General features: G+C 64.8%; 22 protein-coding genes. 15 read left to right on the forward strand and 7 right to left on the reverse strand.

The features are described 5' to 3' along the window. The first annotated feature begins 249 nt into the window (after positions 1-249). The 6 genes from hemA (at position 250) to C404_RS56095 (ending at position 5,324) form a co-directional block, all read left to right on the forward strand. On the forward strand, positions 250-1,557 hold the full coding sequence (gene hemA / locus C404_RS56070) for a glutamyl-tRNA reductase (protein ID WP_021197436.1): 1,308 nt from the start codon (positions 250-252) through the stop codon (positions 1,555-1,557). A 95-nt stretch (positions 1,558-1,652) separates the two neighbouring features. Beyond that, positions 1,653-2,735, forward strand: coding sequence for a peptide chain release factor 1 (gene prfA / locus C404_RS56075; protein WP_031330171.1), 1,083 nt, complete (start codon positions 1,653-1,655; stop codon positions 2,733-2,735). A 189-nt stretch (positions 2,736-2,924) separates the two neighbouring features. Beyond that, entirely contained in the window at positions 2,925-3,290 is a 366-nt protein-coding gene (locus C404_RS56080; protein WP_021197438.1) for a hypothetical protein, read from the forward strand. Positions 3,291-3,379: 89 nt separating this feature from the next. Further along, complete coding sequence (gene prmC, locus C404_RS56085) at positions 3,380-4,255, forward strand: peptide chain release factor N(5)-glutamine methyltransferase (RefSeq protein WP_031330172.1); 876 nt, start codon at positions 3,380-3,382, stop codon at positions 4,253-4,255. Positions 4,256-4,356: 101 nt separating this feature from the next. Next, positions 4,357-4,668, forward strand: a complete 312-nt coding sequence (gene grxD, locus C404_RS56090) for a Grx4 family monothiol glutaredoxin (RefSeq protein WP_021197440.1) — start codon at positions 4,357-4,359, stop codon at positions 4,666-4,668. Positions 4,669-4,706: 38 nt separating this feature from the next. Beyond that, a complete protein-coding gene (locus C404_RS56095; protein WP_021197441.1) occupies positions 4,707-5,324 on the forward strand; it encodes a UbiX family flavin prenyltransferase in 618 nt (205 codons plus the stop codon). A 19-nt stretch (positions 5,325-5,343) separates the two neighbouring features. Here C404_RS56095 and C404_RS56100 read toward each other — a convergent pair whose 3' ends face one another. Beyond that, positions 5,344-5,529, reverse strand: coding sequence for a hypothetical protein (locus C404_RS56100; protein ID WP_021197442.1), 186 nt, complete (start codon positions 5,527-5,529; stop codon positions 5,344-5,346). A 130-nt stretch (positions 5,530-5,659) separates the two neighbouring features. Next, positions 5,660-6,385, reverse strand: a complete 726-nt coding sequence (locus C404_RS56105; protein WP_021197443.1) for a hypothetical protein — start codon at positions 6,383-6,385, stop codon at positions 5,660-5,662. A gap of 304 nt (positions 6,386-6,689) precedes the next feature. On the opposite strand from C404_RS56105, the gene C404_RS56110 reads away from it, so the two are divergent. The 5 genes from C404_RS56110 (at position 6,690) to C404_RS56130 (ending at position 12,247) form a co-directional block, all read left to right on the forward strand. Next, positions 6,690-8,273, forward strand: coding sequence for a glucan biosynthesis protein G (locus tag C404_RS56110; RefSeq protein ID WP_037012718.1), 1,584 nt, complete (start codon positions 6,690-6,692; stop codon positions 8,271-8,273). Beyond that, a complete protein-coding gene (gene mdoH / locus C404_RS56115; protein WP_031330175.1) occupies positions 8,246-10,825 on the forward strand; it encodes a glucans biosynthesis glucosyltransferase MdoH in 2,580 nt (859 codons plus the stop codon). Before C404_RS56110 ends, mdoH begins: the two co-directional genes overlap by 28 nt. Before the next feature lie 198 nt (positions 10,826-11,023). Further along, positions 11,024-11,335 (forward strand): PXPV repeat protein, encoded by a 312-nt coding sequence (locus C404_RS56120; protein ID WP_021197446.1) that lies wholly within the window; start codon positions 11,024-11,026, stop codon positions 11,333-11,335. Positions 11,336-11,492: 157 nt separating this feature from the next. After that, a complete protein-coding gene (locus C404_RS56125; protein ID WP_021197447.1) occupies positions 11,493-11,981 on the forward strand; it encodes an aminoacyl-tRNA deacylase in 489 nt (162 codons plus the stop codon). Positions 11,982-12,013: 32 nt separating this feature from the next. Further along, on the forward strand, positions 12,014-12,247 hold the full coding sequence (locus tag C404_RS56130) for a CDGSH iron-sulfur domain-containing protein (RefSeq protein WP_021197448.1): 234 nt from the start codon (positions 12,014-12,016) through the stop codon (positions 12,245-12,247). A gap of 43 nt (positions 12,248-12,290) precedes the next feature. On the opposite strand, the gene ettA is transcribed toward C404_RS56130, so the two are convergent. Continuing rightward, on the reverse strand, positions 12,291-13,958 hold the full coding sequence (gene ettA, locus C404_RS56135; RefSeq protein WP_021197449.1) for an energy-dependent translational throttle protein EttA: 1,668 nt from the start codon (positions 13,956-13,958) through the stop codon (positions 12,291-12,293). A gap of 136 nt (positions 13,959-14,094) precedes the next feature. Here ettA and C404_RS56140 point away from each other — a divergent pair, with 136 nt between their 5' ends. After that, complete coding sequence (locus C404_RS56140) at positions 14,095-15,210, forward strand: winged helix DNA-binding domain-containing protein (RefSeq protein WP_021197450.1); 1,116 nt, start codon at positions 14,095-14,097, stop codon at positions 15,208-15,210. A 51-nt stretch (positions 15,211-15,261) separates the two neighbouring features. On the opposite strand, the gene C404_RS56145 is transcribed toward C404_RS56140, so the two are convergent. From C404_RS56145 to cyoA, 4 genes are read right to left on the reverse strand one after another with little or no spacing between them, the layout of a single operon-like run. Beyond that, entirely contained in the window at positions 15,262-15,630 is a 369-nt protein-coding gene (locus tag C404_RS56145) for a cytochrome o ubiquinol oxidase subunit IV (RefSeq protein WP_021197451.1), read from the reverse strand. Continuing rightward, complete coding sequence (gene cyoC / locus C404_RS56150; protein WP_021197452.1) at positions 15,631-16,272, reverse strand: cytochrome o ubiquinol oxidase subunit III; 642 nt, start codon at positions 16,270-16,272, stop codon at positions 15,631-15,633. It abuts the gene before it with no gap. A 3-nt stretch (positions 16,273-16,275) separates the two neighbouring features. Beyond that, positions 16,276-18,255, reverse strand: a complete 1,980-nt coding sequence (gene cyoB / locus C404_RS56155) for a cytochrome o ubiquinol oxidase subunit I (RefSeq protein ID WP_021197453.1) — start codon at positions 18,253-18,255, stop codon at positions 16,276-16,278. A 9-nt stretch (positions 18,256-18,264) separates the two neighbouring features. Continuing rightward, positions 18,265-19,254, reverse strand: coding sequence for a ubiquinol oxidase subunit II (gene cyoA / locus C404_RS56160; RefSeq protein WP_374754720.1), 990 nt, complete (start codon positions 19,252-19,254; stop codon positions 18,265-18,267). Between the two features lie 621 nt (positions 19,255-19,875). Between cyoA and C404_RS56165 the strand changes: the two genes are divergently transcribed. The 3 genes from C404_RS56165 (at position 19,876) to C404_RS56175 (ending at position 23,758) form a co-directional block, all read left to right on the forward strand. Then, positions 19,876-20,409: an RNA polymerase sigma factor gene (locus tag C404_RS56165; protein ID WP_031330176.1), complete on the forward strand. Its 534-nt coding sequence runs from the start codon at positions 19,876-19,878 to the stop codon at positions 20,407-20,409. 17 nt (positions 20,410-20,426) lie between these two features. Further along, on the forward strand, positions 20,427-21,257 hold the full coding sequence (locus tag C404_RS56170) for a FecR family protein (protein ID WP_021197456.1): 831 nt from the start codon (positions 20,427-20,429) through the stop codon (positions 21,255-21,257). Positions 21,258-21,397: 140 nt separating this feature from the next. Further along, positions 21,398-23,758 (forward strand): TonB-dependent siderophore receptor, encoded by a 2,361-nt coding sequence (locus C404_RS56175; RefSeq protein ID WP_021197457.1) that lies wholly within the window; start codon positions 21,398-21,400, stop codon positions 23,756-23,758. The last annotated feature ends 47 nt before the right edge of the window (positions 23,759-23,805 follow it).

A 23,805-nucleotide genomic window follows, 5' to 3' on the forward strand; every position in this document is an offset into this window, starting at 1 on the left:
TGTTCTCCGTGTTGCCGTGCGCGATTTCGCGATGCGTCGCGATTCAATTGGACGCGTACCTTAGCGCAAGGCCGGGCGGAAAACCACACAGAAGGCAACCCCAGCGTACCCGCCATCAGGTGATGCATAACCAACATTTCAACACCGATCATTGGTCAGATTGCCCTGTGTCCTGTCGAGCGTCGGGGCCGGCGTTATAATCATGAGTGCTCAAAAATCGTGCCGTTCCTTCTTAACCGGCCGCCCCACATGCAGTTGCTGACGCTCGGAATCAACCACCACACTGCGCCGCTTTCCCTGCGCGAGAAGGTGGCGTTTCCGCTCGAACAGCTCAAGCCCGCGCTGGGCACGCTGCGTCAGCACCTGCCGCACCTCAAGAGCACGGCCGAAGCCGCCATCCTCTCCACCTGCAACCGCACCGAGCTCTACTTCGCGACCGACGGCAACCTGCCTGAAGAGACCGCGCATGAGCACGCCATTCGTTGGCTGGCGCAGCACCACAACGTCGACGCCAGCGAACTCGCGCCCCACGTGTATTCGCTGGGCCAATCGTTGGCTGTGCGCCACGCATTTCGCGTGGCCAGCGGGCTCGACTCGATGGTGTTGGGCGAGACGCAGATCCTCGGTCAGATGAAAGATGCCGTGCGCACCGCGACTGAGGCTGGCGCGCTGGGCACGTACCTGAATCAGCTATTCCAGCGCACCTTCGCGGTGGCCAAGGAAGTGCGCGGCACGACGGAGATCGGCGCGCATTCCGTGTCGATGGCCGCTGCCGCCGTGCGCCTGGCGCAGCGCATCTTCGAATCGATTGCCGAGCAGCGCGTGCTGTTCATCGGCGCCGGCGAGATGATCGAGCTGTGCGCCACCCACTTCGCCGCGCAAAAACCGCGCGAGCTGGTGATCGCCAACCGGACGCTGGAGCGCGGCGAGAAGCTGGCCGAAGCGCTGTCGAATCAGGGCCTGAACGCCCGCGCCGTGCGGCTGGCCGAACTGCCGACCAAGCTGGCCGAGTTCGACATCGTCGTCTCATGCACGGCCAGCACGCTGCCCATCATCGGCCTGGGTGCGGTGGAGCGCGCCATCAAGCAGCGCCGCCACCGCCCGATGTTCATGGTCGACCTGGCCGTGCCGCGCGACATCGAACCCGAAGTCGCGCGCCTGTCGGACATCTTCCTCTACACCGTGGACGACCTCGGCGCCATCGTGCGCGAGGGCAACGCACTGCGGCAGGCCGCCGTCGCGCAGGCCGAGGCCATCATCGAGACGCGTGTGCAGAATTTCATGCACTGGCTCGATGCGCGCAGCGTAGTGCCTGTCATCCGCGACTTGCACGCGCAGGCCGAAACGCTGCGTCAGGGCGAGCTGGAACGCGCGCAGCGCATGCTCGCGCGCGGCGATGATCCGGCGCTCGTGCTCGAAGCGCTGTCGCAGGCGCTCACCAAGAAATTCCTCCACGGCCCAACGCATGCGCTCAACCACGCGCAGGGCGAGGGCCGCGAACAGCTCATCGACCTGCTGCCGGCACTGTTCCGCCAGTCCAGCCACTCCGAGCGCTAGCGGCGCCTCGTCCGCACGCGCCCATCCGAGGCGCATGTTCCGGCGCGGTATCCTGCGCCGCCCTCGCCTTAGCGTTTCCACCAGCGACTGCCCGAATGAAGCCCAGCATGCTGTCCAAGCTCGACCAACTGGCCGAGCGCATCATCGAAATCAACGCGCTGCTCGCACGCGAAGACGCCACCGCCAACCTCGACCAATACCGCAAGCTCACGCGTGAACACGCCGAGCTGGAACCCGTGGTCGCACAGTTCGCGGCGTGGAAGCAGGCTGAGGACGACATCGCCACCGCGCAGGAGCTGCTGGCCGATCCGGACATGAAGGCGTTTGCCGAAGACGAACTCCGTGCCGCGCGCGAACGGCTTGAGGCACTCGAAGGCGAACTGCAGCGCCTGCTGCTGCCCAAAGACCCGAACGACCACCGCAACATCTTCGTGGAAATCCGCGCGGGCACGGGCGGCGATGAATCCGCGCTCTTCGCGGGCGACCTGCTGCGCATGTACACGCGCTTTGCCGAGCGCCAGCGCTGGCAGGTGGAGATTGTCAGCGAATCGCCGTCGGACCTGGGCGGCTACAAGGAAGTGATCGCGCGGCTGGTAGGCGAAGGCGCGTATTCGCGGCTGAAGTTCGAATCGGGCGGCCACCGCGTGCAGCGCGTGCCCGCCACCGAGGCGCAGGGGCGCATCCATACCTCCGCCTGCACCGTGGCCGTGATGCCCGAGGCCGATGCGCTGGCTGACATCCAGATCAACCCGGCGGACCTGCGCATCGACACGTTCCGCGCATCCGGCGCGGGCGGTCAGCACATCAACAAGACGGACTCTGCCGTGCGCATCACCCACTTGCCGACGGGCTTGGTGGTGGAGTGCCAGGACGACCGCAGCCAGCACCGCAACAAGGACCGCGCCATGCAAGTCCTGGCCGCCCGCCTGAAAGACCGCCAGGAGCGCGAGGCGCAGGCCAAGGAGGCCAGCGCACGCAAGAGCCTGATCGGCTCGGGTGACCGCTCCGACCGCATCCGCACGTACAACTTCCCGCAGGGCCGTGTGACCGACCACCGCATCAACCTGACGCTGTACAAGATCGACGCGATCATGGACGGCGACTTGGATGAACTGGTAGGCGCACTGGCCGCCGAGCACCAAGCCGAGCAGCTTGCTGCCCTGGGCGAGGATATCTAAGGCGCCCGATTGTTAAAAAGCGGCCGCCTCGTAACATTCGCTTGCGTTTGATACAGCTTTGCGCGGTGGCGTGTCGACCGCCCGTTCCTATAATCGACTTCGATCGCGCCGAGTGCGCCGCCGGTCGCACCCGGCGGTCATCTTCCCCTGACAGGCGCGGCAACCACCACGACGATTAGGAGAATCTCCATGCGTACCCAACTGCTGGCCATCACCGTTGCCACCACCCTCGCCCTCGGCCTGGCCGCCTGCGGCAAGAAGGACGAAGCCCCGGCTGACGCCGCCAAGAATGCGATCCAACAATCGGCCGATGCCGCCAAGAGCGCCGTCGACAGCGCAAGCAATGCCGCCGGCCAAGCTGCTTCCGGCGCACAAGCCGCCGTGGATGCTGCCTCGGGTGCCGTCGCACAAGCCAAGGATGCGGCCTCCGGCGCGATGGATCAGGCCAAGGGCGCCATGAACCAAGCCAAGGATGCTGCCAAGGACGCGGCCAACAAGGCTGCGGACGCCGCCAAGGAAGGCGCCGACAAGGTCAAGGACGCCACCAAGCAGTAAGCCGCACGCTTTGCTGTGCTTGTCTGACGGGCCCGGATTCTCGGGCCCGTGTTATTTTGTGCGCCCGATCTTTGCCGCAGCCTCTCATCGTGTCGCCCGTCTCCGTGATTCCGCCCGAAACCCTGGCCCGCGTGGCCGATGCGCTCGCCGCCCTCACGCGCGCCGGCCTGCCTGCGCTGGAAGCACGCATGCTGGTCTCGCACGCGACGGGACTATCGCGCGTGCAGCTCATCACGCAAGACACCTATGGCATCGACGAAGCCGTGCGCCAACAGATCAGCGACCTCGCCACACGCCGCCTGGCCGGTGAGCCGATGGCCTATCTGCTGGGCGAGCGCGAATTCTTCGGCCGCACGTTCAAGGTGACGCCGGCCGTGCTGATCCCGCGTCCCGATACGGAACTGCTGGTCGAACAGGCACTCGATCGCATTGAAGAACGCGACGCCCCCGATGTGCTGGACATGGGCACCGGTAGCGGCATCATCGCCATCACCATTGCCCTCGCGCGGCGCGATGCACGCGTATGGGCCACCGATGCATCCGCCGATGCACTGGCCGTGGCGATGGGCAACGCGCAAGCGCTCGGCGCCACGAACCTGCATGCCGCGCTGGGCGACTGGTACGGCGCGCTGGCTGAAGCCGACGCGCCACACGTGTTCGATCTGATCGTCAGCAACCCGCCGTACATCGCCGCGACCAATGAACACCTCGGCCAGGGCGATCTGCGCTTCGAACCCGCCAGCGCCCTCACCGATCACGACGACGGCCTGCGCCACCTGCGCGCCATCGTCACCGGTGCCCCGGCGCGCTTGGCGGCCGACGGCTGGCTGCTGCTCGAACACGGCTACGATCAGGGCGAGGCCGTGCGCACATTGCTGACGGAGGCGGGCTTTGCCGACGTCTTCACCGCGCAGGACTTGGCCGGTCACGACCGCTGCAGCGGCGGGCGCCGCCCAGCGGCTTAAAACGGCGCAGACCGAATCTCGCTAAAATAGAAAAGTTTTCCAATGCGGACGCGGCGTCCTGCTGCTCCCCAATCGCACCCCAAATCGAATCGAGTCTCCCCATGAGCACCACGCACGAAAAAATCGACCAGATCGTCAAAGGTCACCCCGTCGTCCTCTTCATGAAGGGCACGGCGCAATTTCCGATGTGCGGCTTCTCGGGCCGCGCCATCCAGATCCTGAAGGCCTGCGGCGTGGACAAGCCGCACACCGTCAACGTGCTGGAAGACGACGAAATCCGCCAGGGCATCAAGGACTACGCCAACTGGCCGACCATTCCGCAGCTCTACGTCAAGGGCGAATTCATCGGCGGTTCGGACATCATGATGGAGATGTACCAGAGCGGTGAACTTCAGCCGCTGCTGGCGGCCTGATCGCCGATCGCCATCCGCGTCCTCATTTCAGCGTGACCTTGCCGGCAACCGCCTCGACCGAAACGCCACGTACGTGCCGCATCATCGTGGCGATCACGGGCGCGTCGGGGGCAATTTATGGCGTGCGACTACTGCAGGTCCTGCAGGGCATGCGTGAATCGGCGGGGGTGGAATCGCACCTGCTGATGTCGCCCGCAGGGCTGATGAACGTGCAGCACGAGCTGCACATGGCGCGCGAAGAAGTGGAAGCACTTGCGCACGTGGTGCACAACGTGCGCGACATCGGCGCGACCATCGCGAGCGGTTCGTTTTCTGCCGAGGCAATGGTGGTGGCGCCGTGTTCGATGCGGACGCTGGCGGCTGTCGCGCACGGCCTGTCGGACAACCTCATCGCCCGCGCGGCAGATGTCACGCTCAAGGAGCGCCGCCGCCTGATCCTGATGGTGCGCGAAACGCCGCTGAACCTAGCGCACCTGCGCAACATGACGGCCGTCACCGAGATGGGCGGCATCGTCTTCCCGCCCGTGCCGGGCTTCTACCAGCGCCCCAAGACCATCGACGACCTGGTCGACCACACGGTCGGGCGCGTGCTCGATTTGCTGGGCCTGCCGCAGACGCTGGCGCCGGGCTGGCCCGGGCTGCATTCAGCGGGCTAGCTCACCTGCGCGCCGCCGATCAGCGGTGGTGATAGTTGAAGTACACCGACGGTCCCCAATAGCCGTACCCGCCGTAGTAGGCCGGATAGGCCGGCGCCGCATAGACCGGTGCAGGCGCAACTGCCACCGGTGCCGGATACACCGCACACCCCCCAAGCGTCGCGGCCGACAGTGCAAGAAGCGAGGCCAGAGCCACGATTTTCATGATTAGCGTCCTTTGGCCCCTCCAATGAGGCCATGCGGACGTTATAAGCGCCGCCACGCGACGCCGGGGTCATGCGGGTGTAAGGGTTGTAACCGGAGACTACGAACGTGTGTTCGTCATCACCGCGAGGTCACTTCTGTGGCGTCGGCTTCCCTGCGGCGGGCTTAGCTGCCGCGGCAGGCGCAGAAGCCGCCACGCCGGAAGCCGGCTTGGCGGCATCCGGGTCCACGTCCGCACGCATCTGGTCCATCACCGCACCCGCGCGCGGTGACCAGAGGAATTCCACCGTGCCGTTCTGCGGCTCTTCGGGAATCGCATACATCGTCACGACAGTCTGATGCCCTGCCCAGCGCGCGCGCAGCGAATCGACCGTCTTGCCCGACTTCAGCTTGAGCGGCGCCTTGCCTTCCTGCGCAGGCTTGCCGTAGCGATCGGACAGCGCCTGGAACACGCGCCGCTCGGTATCCACGCCGCGCGTGGGCACGAACATGCCGGCGATGTTGCCATCCTGGTCAATCAGCAGCACCGCCTGCGGGCCATCCATCAACTCAGGCCGCTTGCCCGACGGCACGCCCAGCGAACGCGTGCGGCCATGCGATTCCAGCGTGTCGGAACAGTATTCGGAGACGTCCTTGCCGCCTGCACTACGCACGTCCTCACACGAAGGCAGCTTGCGCAGCGGCTTGCCGAGCGGGAAGGCATCAAGCAGCACGGCCACATCGCCCGGGTCGCGCACCGCCTTGGCCTGTGCCTCCGCCTTCGGAGCCGCCTTGGCTGCAGGTGCAGCAAACGCCACCGGCGCCAGCAGCGAGGTCGAGAAAACGAGCGCTACCGCGCCGTGCGTCCAGCAAGTCATGCGAACTCCATGAAGGAAAGAGCCGAGAGTGTGCCACGCGCGCAGGATGCACAATGGCGAACGCGGATCTGACCCAACGAGCGGGGTCGCGTTCCCCCGCCCGAAAGGCTGGCCCAACGAAAAGACGAGGTTTACACGCAACTTGACGCGGTTATGGGCGGAATACCGGCGGAAACGTTATCAAAATGTTGCCGGTTTTGATCTCATAAAGGTCCGGCGGGTAAAATCCCGGGGGCACAGACGAATGATCGGCAGGCCCAAGCGTCACTTTCCTCCAACCTGCCGCACAGTACGCGATCTCATTTTGAACACTCCCGACGCTGTTCCCTTCCATTCCAGCCCATCCCGCCCGGCCCGCTCGCTTGCCGGCCATGCACGGCTGGCTGTGGGCCTGCTGGCACTGGCTTCGGCACATGCGGCACTGGCCTTCGGCCTCAATGACGTGGCCGTGCGCGCCAAGCAACTGGCAGCCAAGCCGTACCAGGCGCCCGCCGAGACGCTGCCGCGCCAGTTGCGCGAACTCCGCTACGACCAGTACCGCGAAATCCGCTTCAAGTCGGATCAAGCCTATTGGCGCAAAGATAAGCTGCCGTTCGAACTCGGCTTCTTTCATGAGGGCTCGTATTACGACCAGCCGGTGAAGATCAACGAGGTCTCGCCGGCCGGCGTGCGGGAGATCCGCTTCGACCCGCGCCTGTTCGACTACGGCCCCGTCAAGCTCGACGCCAAGCAATTGCAGCACCTGGGCTTTGCCGGCTTCCGCGTGCACTACGCAATGAACACGCCCAAGTACAAGGACGAAGTGATCGTCTTCCTGGGCGCGTCGTACTTCCGCGCGATCGGCAAAAACCAGGTCTACGGCCTCTCTGCACGTGGCCTGGCCATCGACACCGCACTCAACTCGGGCGAGGAATTCCCCCGCTTCACCGATTTCTGGATCGAACGCCCGGCGGCCAACGCCAAGGAGCTGACGGTCTACGCGCTGCTGAACTCGCGCCGCGCCACGGGTGCGTACCGCTTCGTCATCAAGCCGGGCACCGATACGGTGGTCGACGTGAAGGCGCAGGTCTACATGCGCGAGAACGTCAGCAAGCTGGCCATCGCCCCGCTCACCAGCATGTTCTTCTTTGGCGAGAACCAACCGGCCGCCAATCTGGACTTCCGCCCCGAGGTGCATGACTCCGACGGCCTGTCGGTGCTCTCCGGCACGGGCGAATGGATCTGGCGCCCGCTGACCAACCCAAAGCGCCTGCTGGTCAGCTCATTCTCGACCACCAACCCGGGCGGCTTCGGCCTGATGCAGCGTGACCGCGCGTTCTCCAGCTACGAAGAGATCGGCGATCGCTACGAGCTGCGTCCGAGCACCTGGGTCGAGCCCGTGGGCAAGTGGGGCGCCGGCCGCGTGGAACTGGTGCAGATTCCGACGCCGGATGAGACCAATGACAACGTGGTCGCCTACTGGGTGCCGGACAACCCGCCCAAGCCGCAGCAGCCGTTCAACCTGGAATACCGTCTGCTGTGGCAGAAGGAAGGCGACAAGAAGCCGGCCCTGTCGTGGGTCACGCAGACGCGCCGCTCGCACGGCTGGACCACCAAGCGCCCGGATGAGCGCAAACCCGATGACACGATCGCCTTCGTGGTCGACTTTGAAGGCCCGGCGCTGGCCAAGCTGGCGCCCAACGCACCAGTCGAGCCGGTGTTCTCGGCAGACGCGAATGGCAAGATCGAATCGATCTTCGGCCAACCCAACACCGCGACCGGCGGCTGGCGCGTGACTGTGCGCCTCAAGCGGGTCGACGACGACAAACCCATCGAGCTGCGTGGTTACCTGCGCAGCGGCGGTACCGGAATTTCTGAGACGTGGAGCTACCTGCTACCTCCGGGCTGAACGTGACGACGGCCCAGAATGGCGGCGCTGCCGCCTCCGCCAGCCCAACCACGATGCCCTCTCCCGAGTCGGTGGCCGAGCGCTATCTTGAAGCGCTTCCGCTGGCTGCCGAGGCACGCGCTGCGCTCGTACGCAATGCAGCCATTGCGGCGGGTGACGACGATGCGACGGCGCTGGCCAAACTGCACCGCGCGCTGGCCAAGCTCGACCCGGCGCAGACGACCTCGCTCGAAGCAACAGCCCCGGCTTACGCATCAGTGGGGTCGCGCCTGGATGCAGCCTACGGCGCCACGCGCGCTGATGCCGCATCCACGGAACCCGCAGCCGAGCCTGCGCCGCCGCTTGCGCACGACAGCGCAGGCCGCATCCACCTGGACACCGGCCCCACACCTGCCCGTCGTTCGATGGTGCCGTGGCCGTGGGTGCTCGGGCCGATCTGGCGCATGCGCAATGCCATCCACCGCTGGCAGCACGGCGGCAAGGCGCCCACGCCCTACGAAAAGCCCGACTCGCCCGATCCCAAAGGCATCTGGCGCTTTGTCGGCGCACGCCGCCGCCTGACGCTGCTCACGCTGATGATTGCGCAGACCGTCGCCGCCACGTGGGCGATGAGCACGGTGCTGCCGTACCACGGCGCCGACTGGCTCGAAGCCATCATCATCGTGCTGTTTGCGGTGCTGTTCTGCTGGGTGTCGGCAGGCTTCTGGACGGCCATCACTGGCTTCCTGCTGCTGGCCTTCCATGGCGACCGCTTCGTCATCTCGCGCCGCGCCGCGCCGGATGCCGTGATTCCCGACGATGCGCGCACCGCCATCGTCATGCCGATCTGCAACGAAGATGTGCAGCGCGTGTTCGCAGGGCTGCGCGCGACGTATGAATCCCTGGAGCGCACCGGACATCTGGAGCACTTCGACTTCTTCGTGCTGTCGGACTCCGGCGATCCGGACCTGCGCACCGCAGAAGCCGATGCGTGGCTCCACTTGTGCCGCGCGCTCGATGGCTTTGGCCGCATCTTCTACCGCTGGCGCCGTCATCGCGTGAAGCGCAAGAGCGGCAACATCGACGATTTCTGCCGGCGCTGGGGCGGCAAGTACCGTTACATGATCGTGCTCGACGCCGACAGCGTGATGAGCGGCGATTGCCTGACGCGTCTGGTGCAGTTGATGGAAGGCGCACCGTCCGCCGGCATCATCCAGACCGCGCCGCGCGCCGCCGGCCGTGACACGCTGTACGCGCGCATCCAGCAGTTCGCCACGCGCGTGTACGGGCCGCTGTTCACGGCGGGCCTGCACTACTGGCAGCTTGGGGAATCGCACTACTGGGGCCACAACGCCATCATCCGGCTCGACCCGTTCATCAAGCACTGTGCGCTGGCGCCGATTCCGGGCAAGGGCTCGCTCTCGGGCGAGATCATGTCGCACGACTTTGTCGAAGCCGCGCTGATGCGTCGCGCCGGCTGGGCCGTGTGGATCGCCTATGACCTGGATGGCAGCTACGAAGAGATGCCGCCCAACCTGCTCGACGAGCTGGGCCGCGACCGCCGCTGGTGCCACGGCAACCTGATGAACTTCCGCCTGTTCGGTGCGCCAGGCTTCCACCGTGTGCACCGCGCGGTGTTCATCACGGGTGTGATGGCGTATCTGTCGGCGCCGCTGTGGTTCCTGTTCCTGATCCTGTCGACGGCGTTGCTGGCCAAGCACACGCTGATCGCGCCGGAGTACTTCACGCAGCCGCGCCAGCTCTTCCCAATCTGGCCGGAATGGCACCCGGAAAAGGCCGCCGCGCTGTTCTCGGCCACCGCCACCGTGCTGTTCCTGCCGAAGATCCTGAGCGTGCTGGTGCTGTGGGCGCAAGGGCCGAAGCGCTTCGGCGGTGCCCTCCATCTAGCGCTGTCGATGGCGATCGAGGCGGCGTTTTCGGTGCTGGCCGCGCCGGTGCGCATGCTGTTCCACACGCGCTTCGTGACGGCCGCTTTCCTCGGCTGGAAGGTGCACTGGAAATCGCCCCCGCGTGAAGACGCGCAGACGCATTGGGGCGACGCCGTGCGCCGCCACGGCTTGCACACCGTGATCGGCATCGTCTGGGCCGCGATCGTGTATTGGCTGAACCCGAGCTTCCTGTGGTGGCTGTCGCCGGTGGTGGGCGCGCTGATCGTGTCGATTCCGCTGTCGGTGTTCTCGAGCCGCGTGAGTCTGGGCCGACGCATGCGTCGTCTGCACTTGTTCATGATCCCCGAGGAAGTGCGCCCACCGCGCGAACTGCGCGCCACGCGCAAGCATCTGCGCAATGCGCCTCCCACGCCCGATTTCCGTCAGGCCGTGGTCGACCCGGTCACCAATGCGTTGATGTGCGCGATCGGCACCACGCGGTTCCCTCACGACCGCCGTCTGCTCGCCGTGCGTGAAGCCACCGTGCGTCACGCGCTGGAGGTCGGCCCTGACAAGCTCACGGGCAAACAGAAGCTGGTGTTGCTGTCGGACCCGTTCTCGCTGTCGGCCCTGCACTTGGCGGTGTGGTCATCACCGGAACACCGCGCCGCCTGGCAAGCCTGAGCACCCCAAACAGGCGCCGCCTGAAACCCACGCCCCACAAGGCTTTTGCCGGTGGGGCGTTTTACTTTCCGTTACATCCGTAGGAATTGCGTATCACCTGATACGGCTTGCGGTTCATAGAATGACCTCAACAACCTGATACACGAAGTCGACGGCAACCCTGCCCCCCGGCCTCGCAACTCGCCAAGGAGAAGCATCATGAAACGCACACTGCTCGCATTCGTTCTGGGTGGCGCCGCGCTGTGCGCCTCGACGGCGGCGCTGGCGCATGTGGATGTCGGCGTGGCGATCGGCGTACCTGCGCCGGTCTATGTGGCCCCGGCACCGGTCTATGCACCGCCCCCGGTCTATCGCCCGGCGCCGGTCTACTATGCACCGGCTCCGGTGGTCTACGGCGGTGACTACTGGCGTGACCGCGACGATTGGCGTGAGCGCGAATGGCGCCGCCACGAGTGGCGCGAACGTGAATGGCGTCACGACCACGGCTGGCACCGCGGCTGGGATCGCTAAGACCCGCTGATCAACGGAACTTGGCAAACGGGCCGCTCACACGAGCGGCCCGTTGCTTTTGTACTTGCCAACGCCTGCGCAAACTGCAAACCGACCTATGCTGACGTAGCGACCACTGCAATCCCGCCGCTGGCCGCACAGCACACGGGAGGACGCCATGTCGATCTCCACCACCCTCGACGGCTGCCTGCGCAGCAAGGGCTGCCTGTACGAGGTGATTCGCCATCCGCATACTCACACCAGCACCGAAACCGCGCAGTCCGCGCATGTCCCGGGGGACCGTCTGGCCAAGACGCTGTTGCTTGAGGACAAGCTCGGCTACGTGGCGGCTGTGCTGCCATCCACCTATCACCTGCATCTATCGGAATTACAGAAGGCATCGGGCCGCGATGACCTGACGCTGGCTGATGAGTCCGAACTGCGCGAAGTCTTCAAGGACTGCGACGCCGGCGCCGTGCCGCCAGTGGGCATGGCTTACGGCATGCCGACGTATCTCGACAGCAGCCTGATGACCCATCGCGACGTCTACTTTGAAGCCGGCGACCACGAGAATGTCGTGCACATGGACATGGATCAGTTCATGGCGCTGATGCGCGACGCGAAGACCGCGCACTTCGCTTACCGCATGCAGGGCATCCTCTTCTGAGCGCACTGCCTTTGTCTGCGAAGGAGGCCGCCATGGCCGACGATGTTGTCATCACGGCCCGCAACAACGGGCCGTATCACATCAAGGGAAGCTTTCGCATCGTCACCCAGGGTGGGCGCGAGTTGGCGATCGAGGGCGATCAGGTATGGCTGTGCCGCTGTGGGCACTCGTTGAACAAGCCGTTCTGCGACGGCTCGCACAAGCGCGCCGAGTTCGATAGCGATCTCGACGCGCCGCCCACGGTCGAGGCGGATCGCTCGCCGTAGGCCTGGGTGCGGGCATGCGGGAACAAAGCCACCCGCGTCCCGCTTAACGCACGACCGGCTTGTAGCGGATGCGCTTGGGCTTGGCACCCTCTTCGCCCAGACGCTTCTTCTTGTCGGCCTCGTATTCCTGGTAGTTGCCCGGGAAGAACTCGACGTGCGAGTCGCCTTCGAAGGCGATGATGTGCGTGGCGATCCGGTCGAGGAACCAGCGATCGTGCGAGATCACCATCACGCTGCCGGCAAACTCCAGCAGCGCGTCTTCCAGCGCACGCAGCGTTTCCACGTCGAGGTCGTTTGACGGTTCGTCCAGCAGCAGCACGTTGCCGCCCGAGATCAGCGTCTTGGCCAGGTGCAGACGCCCGCGCTCACCGCCCGACAGCGTGCCAACATGCTTCTGCTGATCACCGCCCTTGAAGTTGAAGCGGCCAATGTAGGCGCGCGACGGCGTCTCGTAACGGCCCACCGTCAGGATGTCGGAGCCGCCGGAAATTTCTTCGAACACGGTCTTGTCGGCGGACAGCGCATCGCGGCTCTGGTCCACGTAGGCCAGCTTGACCGTCGGGCCGATCTTGATGGTGCCCGAGTCCGGCTGTTCCTTGCCCGTCAGCATGCGGAACAGCGTCGACTTACCCGCACCGTTCGGGCCGATGATGCCGACGATCGCGCCCGGCGGAATCGTGAAGCTGAGATTGTCGATCAGCAGACGGTCGCCGTAGCTCTTGCTGACGTTCTCGAATTCGATGACTTCATTGCCCAGACGCTCACCGGCCGGGATGAAGATTTCCTGCGTCTCGTTGCGCTTTTGATATTCCTGGCTGTTCAGCTCGTCAAAACGGGCCAGACGCGCCTTCGATTTGGCCTGGCGGCCCTTCGGGTTCTGGCGCACCCACTCCAGTTCCTTCTTCAGTGCCTTCTGGCGCGCCGATTCGCTCGACTCTTCCTGCTTCAGGCGCGTCTCTTTCTGATCGAGCCACGAGCTGTAATTGCCCTTCCAGGGGATGCCGTGGCCGCGGTCGAGTTCGAGAATCCACTCGGCGGCGTTGTCGAGGAAGTAGCGGTCGTGGGTGACGGCCACCACGGTGCCCGGGAAGCGCGTGAGGAACTGCTCCAGCCAATCCACCGATTCCGCATCCAGGTGGTTGGTCGGCTCGTCGAGCAGCAGCATGTCGGGGCGCGAGAGCAGCAGCTTGCACAGCGCCACGCGGCGCTTTTCACCGCCCGAGAGGTGCTCGATCTTGGCGTCCCACGGCGGCAGACGCAGCGCGTCGGCGGCGATTTCGAGTTGCAGCTCGACGTTGTCCCCGGAGCCGGCGGCGATGATGGCTTCCAGGCGCGCCTGTTCTTCGGCCAGCTTGTCGAAGTCGGCATCGGGCTCGGCGTAGGCGACGTAGACGGCTTCAAGTTGCTTCTGTGCGTCCACCACCTCACCCAGGCCGCTCTCGACTTCCTCACGCACGGTCTTGGTGGGATCGAGTTGCGGCTCCTGCGGCAGGTAGCCGATGTTCAGGTTGGGCATCGGCGTGGCTTCGCCCTCGATGTCCTTGTCGAGGCCGGCCATGATCTTGAGCACGGTCGACTTGCCCGAGCCGTTCAGGCCCAGCACACCGATCTTGGCGCCGGGGAAGAAGGACAGCGAGATGTCCTTGAGAATCTGGCGCTTGGGCGGGACGATCTTGCCCACGCGGTTCATGGTGAAAACGTACTGTGACATGGCGTAAAAGCGGGGGAAAGCGCGTGAAATTGGGAACCCGCGGAGTGTAGCAAAGGCACGACCCGCAGCGGACGCGAACGCGCGGCGTTTGCGGCACAATCGGCGCAGTCGGCACAATCTGGCTCAGAACAACGCCATGCCTCGCTCATCGCTCCCCGCCCCGCTGTTGACCCGCCGCGCACTCAACCGCGCGCTGCTCGATCGCCAGCTGCTTCTGCGCCGCACTCGCATGACGCCGCTGGCGGCGATCGAGCGTCTGGTGGCGATGCAATCGCAGATTCCGCAGGCGCCGCACTACGGGCTGTGGTCGCGGCTGGAAGGGTTTCGCACCGAGGCGCTCGACAAGCTGTTGACCACCCGCCGTGTCATACGCGGCGCGATGATGCGCGGCACGTTACACCTGACCAGCGCACACGACTGTCTTGCGCTGCGCCCGCTGCTGGATGCGCAGATGTTGCGCCTGGCCTTCAGCAACGCCGGCAAGAGCATCGCCGACATCGATCCCGCAGCGCTGCGTGCGGCGGCCCGAGCGGCGTTGGCCGGTGGTCCGCTCACCGCCGTCCAGCTTGGCGAACACCTGCAGCCGCTATGGCCGAAGCACGATGCAACCGCGCTCGCGCGCGCCATTCCGTTTCTGGAGCCGCTCGTGCAAGTACCGCCGCGCGGCCTATGGCGCGGCGCCGGGCAAGCCACGCTGGCCACCGTCGCCGACTGGCTCGGCGAAGCCGTCGAACCGGCTGCCACGACCGAGGCTTTGGTGTTGCGCTACCTCGCCGGCTACGGCCCCGCCTCGGTGGCGGATGCGCAGGCATGGTCAGGACTCACGCGGTTGTCGGCGGCGTTCGAGGCGTTACGCCCCCGGCTGAAGACCTTCACCGACGAGCACGGCGTCGAGCTGTTTGACCTGCCGCGCGCCCCACGGCCCGATGCCGACACGCCGGCTCCGGTACGCTTTCTACCCGAGCTGGACTGCGCGCTGCTGGCACATGCCGACCGCGCGCGCATTCTCGACGATGGTCATCGCAAGGCGATCTACACGAAGAACGGCATCCTGCCGCCGACGCTGCTGATCGACGGTTTTGTTGCCGGCACCTGGAAGCTGGACATGGCCCGCGAGCAGGCTACGCTCACGCTGCGGCCTTTTGCAAAGCTGGCCAAGCCCGACACGAAGGCATTGGAGGCAGAAGGCACGCAACTGCTGGCCTTTGCCGCGGCTGATTGCTCCGCACACGTCATCCGCTTCGCACAATAAAAAAGGCGCCCACCAGGGGCGCCCTTCCGATGCAGCGAGAAGCAACCCTCGTTACATCGTCATCATGTTGGCGTTCATGTTGTGCATGACCCACAGCGAGCCGACAACGACGATCGCCAGGATCAGCAGCGTGAACAGGAAAGCCATCACGTTCCAGCGCTGGGCGGACGAACCGTCCAAGTGCAGGAAGTAGATCAGGTGCACAACGATCTGCACAACCGCCAGCGCCATCACCGTCACCAGCACCGTCTGGTGCGAGTAACCGCCGTCCATCACCATCTTGAACGGGATGGCCGTCAGGATCACCGCCAGCACGAAGCCGATCAGGTAGCCCTTGATGGTGGCATGACCGGCGCCGCCGGCTGCATGACCGTGGGCGTCGCCGTGGGCGATACCCGTCGAAACATTGGTCTGTTCCATTTACATCGCTCCCAGCAGATACACGACGGTAAACACGCCGATCCACACCACGTCCAAGAAGTGCCAGAACAGGCTCAGGCACGACAGGCGGGTCGTTTGGGTCGGGGTCAGGCCCTTGGCACCGATCTGCCACATCATGACGATGATCCACAGCATGCCGCTGGCCACGTGCAGGCCGTGCGTGCCGACCAGCAGGAAGAACGACGACAGGAACGCGCTGCGGTTGGGGCCGGCACCTTCAGCAATCAGGTGATGGAACTCGTTGATTTCCATCCCGACGAACGCGGCGCCCAGCAGCAAGGTAATGCCCAACCACAGCATCACGTGATCCTTGCGGCCATTCTGCACGCTGATCATCACCATGCCGTACGTGATGGACGACACCAGCAGGATGCCGGTTTCGATGGCCACGTACGACAGGTCGAAGAGCTCCTTGCCCGTCGGGCCGCCCGCCGTCGCGCCGCGCAGCACGCAGAACGTAGCGAACAGCGACGCGAAGATGATCAAGTCGCTCATCAGGTACACCCAGAAGCCGAAGACCTTGGTGTCTGCGACGTCGTGGTGGTGCGCATGGTCATGCGCGTGGTCGTGGCCGTGCGCGTGACCGTGCGCAGCGTGACCGTCTAGAACATTGGAAGCCATGGTTTAAGCCTGCGAACCGATACGTTGGAAGTAGGCCGACTCGGTCTCGTGGACCTCGTGAGCGGGCACGTAGTAATCGACGTCATCGTCGTTACTGCGGAGGATGAAGCTGCCGATCATGCCGACCAGACCCAGCACGGCCATCCACCAGATGTGCCAGATCAAAGCGAAGCCCATCACGATCGAGAACATGCCGATGAAGAAGCCGGCGCCGGTGTTCTTCGGCATGTGGATCTTCTCGTAGCTGGCCGCCACTTGCGTCGGCACTTCACCGCGCGCCTTCATGTCGGCAAAGGCGTCGATGTCGCGCACCACCGGCAGGACCGGGAAGTTGTAGTGCGCCGGCGGCGACGAGGTCGCCCATTCCAGCGTACGGCCGCCCCACGGGTCACCCGTCAGGTCAGCCAGCGCATGACGATTGCGGATGGAGACGAAAATCTGGATCAGCTGCGAAGCGATACCGCAGGCGATGATCGCAGCGCCAACCACGGCAACGTACAGCCACGGCTGCCATGCCGGATTGTCGGTGTGGTTCAGACGACGCGTCATGCCCATGAAGCCCAGCACGTACAGCGGCATGAACGCGGTGTAGAAGCCCACGAACCAGCACCAGAAGGCGCGCTTGCCCCACTTCTCGTCCAGCTTGAAGCCGAAGGCCTTCGGGAACCAGTACGTGATACCGGCCAGGTAACCGAACACCACGCCACCGATGATGGTGTTGTGGAAGTGAGCGATCAGGAACAGGCTGTTGTGCAGCAGGAAGTCAGCGCCCGGCACGGCCAGCAGCACGCCGGTCATGCCACCGATGGTGAACGTGATCATGAAGCCGATCGTCCACAGCATCATCGAGTTGATCTCAACGCGGCCGCGGTACATCGTGAACAGCCAGTTGAAGATCTTCACGCCGGTCGGGATCGAGATGATCATCGTGGCGATGCCGAAGAACGCGTTGACGTTCGCACCCGAGCCCATGGTGAAGAAGTGGTGCAGCCACACCAGGAACGACAGCACGGTAATACCGGCCGTTGCGTACACCATTGACGTGTAGCCGAACAGCTTCTTGCGCGAGAACGTGGCGACGATTTCCGAGAACATGCCGAAGGCCGGCAGGATCAGGATGTACACCTCGGGGTGGCCCCAGATCCAGATCAGGTTCACGTACAGCATGGCGTTGCCGCCCAGCTCGTTCGTGAAGAAGTGCATGTCCAGATAGCGGTCAGCACCCAGCAGTGCCAGCGCCACGGTCAGCACCGGGAAGGCAGCCACGACCAGGATCATCGAGCACAGCGACGTCCAGGTGAAGATCGGCATGCGCATCAGGGTCATGCCCGGCGCGCGCATCTTGAAGATGGTCGCGACGAAGTTCACCCCGGTCAGCAACGTGCCCAACCCGGATATCTGCAAGGCCCAGATGTAGTAGTCGACCCCCACGCCCGGGCTGTACGCCAGCTCCGACAGCGGCGGGTACGCCAGCCAGCCGGTACGCGCGAATTCACCCACGCCCAGCGACACGTTGATCAGCACCACGCCGGCAGCGGCCAGCCAGAACGACAGCGTGTTCAGGAACGGGAAGGCCACGTCGCGCGCGCCAATCTGCAGCGGCACGATCAGGTTGATCAGGCCCGTCATCAGCGGCATGGCCATGAAGAAGATCATGATCACGCCGTGCGCGGTAAAGATCTGGTCGTAGTGCTCAGGCGGCAGATAGCCGGCACCGCCGCCCGAGGCAACCGCCAGTTGCGAGCGCATCATGATGGCGTCGGCAAAGCCGCGCAGCAGCATCACGATGGCCAGAATGCAGTACATCACGCCGATCTTCTTGTGATCGACCGAGGTGATCCACTCATTCCACAGGTACGACCACTTCTTCAGATAGGTGATCAGGCCAAATACGCCCGCACCACCCAGCAGAATGGCCGAGACCGTCACGACCACGATGGGCTCGTGCAGCGGAATGGCCTCCAGACTCAACTTGCCAAACATCGTCAACTCCTAGGAATTCTTGGCCGCGCTCTTGGGCGCCGGCAGGGCGGACTGCACCGGCAGCGGGCGCGTTGCCGCGTCCGCCGTTTCCACCGTGCAGTTGGCGCCTTGGAGCGCCTCGTCGAGCGTCAGGACCTTGTCGCCGTCGCCCATGTATTTGTGCAGGATGCTGTGATACAGCGCCGGGTCCACGTTGGCGTACACCGCCGGCGGCACCTTCTCGCTCGGCTTGGCCAGCTCGGCGTAGCCTTCCTTGGTCAGCACTTGCGGGGCGCTGCGGACCTGCTTGACCCAGGCGTCGAACTCTTCGCTGGTCATGGCCGTGGCCTTGAACTTCATGCCCGTGAAGCCCGAGCCGCTGTAGTTCGACGACATACCGTCAAACACGCCGGTCTCGTTGGCGATCAGGTGCAGCTTGGTCTGCATGCCCGCCATGGCGTACACCTGGCTGCCCAGTTGCGGGATGAAGAACGCGTTCATCACCGTGTCGGACGTGATCTTGAAGTTGATCGGGGTGTTGGCCGGGATCGCGAGCTGGTTGACCGTCGCGATCTTCAGTTCCGGGTAGATGAACAGCCACTTCCAGTCGAGCGAGACGGCCTCGACGGTGATCGGCTTCACATCCGATTCGATGGGCTTGTACGGATCGAGCGCGTGCGTGGACTTGTAGGTGATCCAGCCCAGCACAACGATGATCAGGCAGGGGATCAGCCACACCACCGCCTCAATGGCGTTGGAGTGCGACCAGTCCGGCTCATAACGCGCCTTGGTATTGGTGGAGCGGTACTTCCACGCAAATACCAGCGTCATGATGATCACGGGAATGACCACCAGCAACATCAGGCCGGTCGCCACCAGGATCAGCGTCTTTTCTTCCGCCGCAATCATCCCCTTCGGGTCCAGGACCGTCAGGTTGCAGCCCGCCAGCAAGAGCGGGAGGCTTGCGGCCAGAGTTGCGGTCAAAAACCGCTTCATATGTGGAACGAGTGTGTTCTTCATGTCTTGCACAGTTGCGCCGGCAATGCTTACCAACATCACGGGAGCCAAGCAGCCCAGACAGCGGCCACAGGCAGAAAAACGCGGGAAATGAGAAAAGACCGTGCTACCGACACCCCGAAAACACTGGGTGCAATAGCGGGGCTTCGATCACATCAGGCGCCGGTCAGGGAGAAGCTGAACCCAGCGCACCCCGCCACAGAGGCGGACTTCGGCCATGATGGGCATGGACGAAGCTGAGCGCCGCCGCACTGCACAAGGCAGCGGACGACAGATCGGGGGCGGCAGGATTCGATGCAGGCACTACGTCAAGCGCTCATTGGGGAGCGCGGTTTGGAGTGGAATGCGGGCGCGATCTTACCGCCAGACAGCGCTTCGGATTGCGATAGATGCTCAGGCAAATAGAAATCGGGGCCGATTGACAAGTGGCGCCCTCCCCGCCCGGCTAGGGTTTACGCGGTTTTGCGGGTAAGCAAATCGAAAGTGCCTGTTGTTGCACTGCGACAATCAGCCACAGTGGTGCGCACCCGACGCAGCCCCCAAATCTGCGCCCAAATGTTGAATTGAAAATAAGAATACTTCTCATTTACAATTCAGCACTTTCTTGCTCCGCATCACCGCCCGGTGTCCTGCGATTCCTCCGCCCCGCCCTTGCTTGCCGCACTGGTCCGTCATTACGACGAACTGGTCGATCTGCTGCGCCGGCGCTTTGGCGCGGACCGCGGTTTTGCGCGAGATGTCGTCCATGACGTGTGCGTGAGCCTGCTCTCGGAGCCGCCGCGCCAGCCGGTCACGGCCCCCGTGGCCTATCTGCGGCGCGCGACGGTCAACCTGGCGATCGACCGGCATCGCGTGGAAACGGCCCGCGGCGCGTGGGTCGAGTCGGCCACCGAACTGCCCGAACCCGCCGACGACTCCCCAGGCCACGACCGCCACGTCGACGCCGGCCGTGAACTGGATCGCCTATCGGAAGCCATTGCCCTGTTGCCGCCGCGCTGCCAGCAGGTGTTTGTGCTGCATAAGATCCACGAGATGCCGCAGGCCGAGGTGGCGATAAGATTGGGGATTTCACGCAAGGCGGTCGAAAAGCACATCCGGCTAGGCATGATGGCCTGCCGTACGGCGCTGGACCGCCCGGCAGCCGCACCGCCGCGTTGAACACGCACAGGCTCTTGATGCCCCACCCACCCGACGACTTCTCCCGCGAGGACGACAGCCTGGCGCGCCACCGCAGCACGCTGCAGGCGCGCTTTGCCATGCCGGAATTGCCGGCACAGGCGCCGCGTCGGCGAGCACCGATGGTGGCGGCCGGGATCGTTGCGTTGCTCGGTGCGGTGCTGTGGGCGGATCCGGCCTGGCATACGCAGCGCTATGTCACGGCCGCAGGCGAACACCAGCACCTCACCCTGCCGGACGGCAGCGATCTCACCCTCAACACGCGCACCGTCGCTGAGGTGGAATGGCACCTGCGATCGCGGCAAGTTCGTCTCATCGACGGTGAGGCGCTGTTCGACGTGACGCATTCGGCGTGGCGACCTTTCGTCGTGCATGCAGGCGAAACGACCGTGCGCGTGGTTGGCACCGCCTTCAACGTGCGACGCGCCGATCCGTATGTCACGGTGACCGTGCTACGCGGCCGCGTACATGTTGTGGAAGAGGCTTCGGGCGATGCCGTGCTGCTGACGGCCCGCCAGGCAGCCGAGTCGTTCAACGGCACGCTTACCGCGCGCGCCGCGCCCGACCTCAGCGCTGCCATCGCCTGGAAAGACGGCAAGCTGATGTTCGACCGCACACCGCTGGCCCAGGCTGTGGCCGACATCAACCGCTATCGCGCAACGCCCGCTGTGCTGACCGATCCGGCACTGGGCCGCCTGCAGATCTCGGGCGTGTTCGACAGCGCGCGCACCGATGCGCTGCTCGATCTGCTGCCGTCCATCCTGCCGGTGGCCGTCCGCCGTGAGGCCAACGACACCGTGCGCATTCTCGCCCGCAGCATCACGCGATAAAAAAAAATCGCACGCCAAGGTAGGGATGCCCGGTGCGCGGTTCGTCTACTCCCCTGTGACCTAGACCAACGGATCCGCAGATCCACAGATTCAACACGGGGAGCTTCACAGTGATTCGCACACAACGACGCGTGCCGCGCATGATCGCGCTGGCCGCGGCTACGCTGCTGGCCAGCGCTGCCTTCGCACAGGCCCACATGACCATCGACATTCCTGCCGAGCCGCTCGACGCTGCGCTCAATGCGCTGGCACGGCAGGCGGGTGCGCAGCTCATCTTTGCCAGCGCGCTGACGGCGGGCAAGACGGCGCCGCGCGTTCAGGGGCAGATGCGCGTGGAAGATGCACTCGACCGGCTGCTCGCCCAATCCGGGCTGGTGGCACGCAAGCAAGGCGGCAACACGTTCACCATCGAACCGACGGGCGGTAGCGCGCAAGTCACGCTGCCGGCCACGGTGGCGACCGCCAGTGCGCAACAGGAATCGGCGACTGGGCCTGTGCGTGGCTACATCGCCCAGCGCAGCGCCACTGGCACCAAAACCGATGTACCACTCTCGGAGATTCCGCAATCGATCAGCGTGGTCTCGCGCGACCGCTTCGAGGCGCAGGGTGCGCAGAGCGTGAACGAGGCGCTGCGCTACTCGGCGTCCGTCTCGTCGTACGGCGCGGGCACGCGCTCGGATTGGTACACCGCCGTGCGCGGCTTCGTGCCGGCCACGTACCTCGACGGGCTGCAGTTGCCCAACACCATCAACCTGGCGAGCTGGCGTGTGGACCCGTGGCAGATCGAGCGCGTCGAATTGCTGCGCGGGCCGTCGTCCGTGCTGTATGGCCAGGGCGACCCGGGCGGCACGGTGAACATCGTCACCAAGCAGCCGACCACCGAGCCGATCCGCGAAATTGAAGTGCAATACGGTAGCCACGCGCGCAAGCAGGTGGCCGGCGACTTTGCCGGCGCGCTCGACGCCGACGGCAAGCTGTCGTATCGCCTGACGGCCGTTGCCCGCGACGGCAACCTGCCCTTCGGCCCGTTCAAGGACCAACGCCTGATGGTGGCGCCCTCGCTCACGTGGAAGCCATCGGCCGATACCACGCTCACGCTGCTGGCAACCTACCTGCGCGACAAGACCAACTCGTCCGACAACTTCCTGCCCGCGAGCGGCACCATCCTGCCGAACCCGAACGGCAAGATTCCCGCCACGCTGTTCACGGGCTCGCCGGACTTTGATGCGTACGAGAAGACGCAGTACTCGCTGGGCTACCAGTTCGAGCACGAGCTCAACGACACGTGGACGGTGCGGCAAAACACGCGCTACATGCACCTGAAGCTGGACGACCGCATGACCTACGGCGTGGGCCTGGACCCGAGCGACCCGACGCAGCGCATGATGTGGCGCTACGCCGGCATCGCCAAGCCGAGCTACGGGCGATTCGACGTCGATACGCAGGTGCAGGCGAAGTTCGCCACCGGCATCGCGCGGCACACCTTCCTGGCGGGCGTGGACTATCAGCGCCAGACCACCAAGGACCCTGAGAACTACGCCCTCACCTCGTCGCTGGATCTGTACAACCCGGTGTATGCCCCGTTCGACTGGTCGATCTTCAATGGCTCAGGCGCATCGCCGCAGGACATCCATCAGAAGCAGACGCAGCTGGGTGTGTACCTGCAGGACCAGATCAAGCTGGGCGAACGCTGGGTCTTTACGCTCGGCGGCCGCCACGACTGGAGCGACCTGCGCACCGACGACCTGCTCGCCGGCACCAACAGCAGCCAGCGCGATTCCGCCTTCACGGGCCGCGTGGGCGTGGTGTACCTCGGGCCGTACGGGCTGTCGCCGTACGTGAGCTATTCGACGTCGTTCAACCCGACCATCGGCACCGACCGCAACAATCAGCCGTTCAAGCCGACCAAGGGCAAGCAGATCGAGGCCGGCATCAAGTTTGCGCCGAGCAGCAAGACGTCGATCACGGCGGCGGTGTTCCAGATCCACCAGACCAATGTGCTCACGCCGGACCTGAACGACCCGACCGGCATGCACAACGCGCAGTCGGGCGAGATCCGCTCGCAGGGCATCGAGCTGGAAGGCACGACGCAGCTGCTGCCGGGCTGGAACGTGATTGCCAGCTACACGTATCAGGACGTGCGCAACACCAAGGCCAACGACGTCACACTCAACAAGTGGCCGATCGCGATTCCGATTCCGCGTCAGATGGCATCGCTGTGGACGGACTACCGCATCCGCTCGGGTGTGCTGCAAGGTGTGGGCATCGGTGCCGGTGTGCGTTACACCAGCCCGACGGCCGGTGCGCCGGATAACTCGCTCAAGGTGCCGGGCTACACGCTGTTTGATGCGTCCATCTTCTACACCGTCGGCCACTGGCGCTTTGCGCTCAACGGCACGAACCTGGGCAACCGCGAAGTCATCTCCGGCTGCTACGACGCCACGCGCTGCATCTACAACAACGGGCGGACTGTGCTGGCAACAGCCAAATACGCCTGGTAACACGCTGCGACATCGCCAAAGAAAAACGGGCCACATCGTGGCCCGTT

It is taken from the genome of Ralstonia sp. AU12-08, assembly GCF_000442475.1.
Classification (GTDB): Bacteria; Pseudomonadota; Gammaproteobacteria; order Burkholderiales; family Burkholderiaceae; genus Ralstonia; species Ralstonia insidiosa.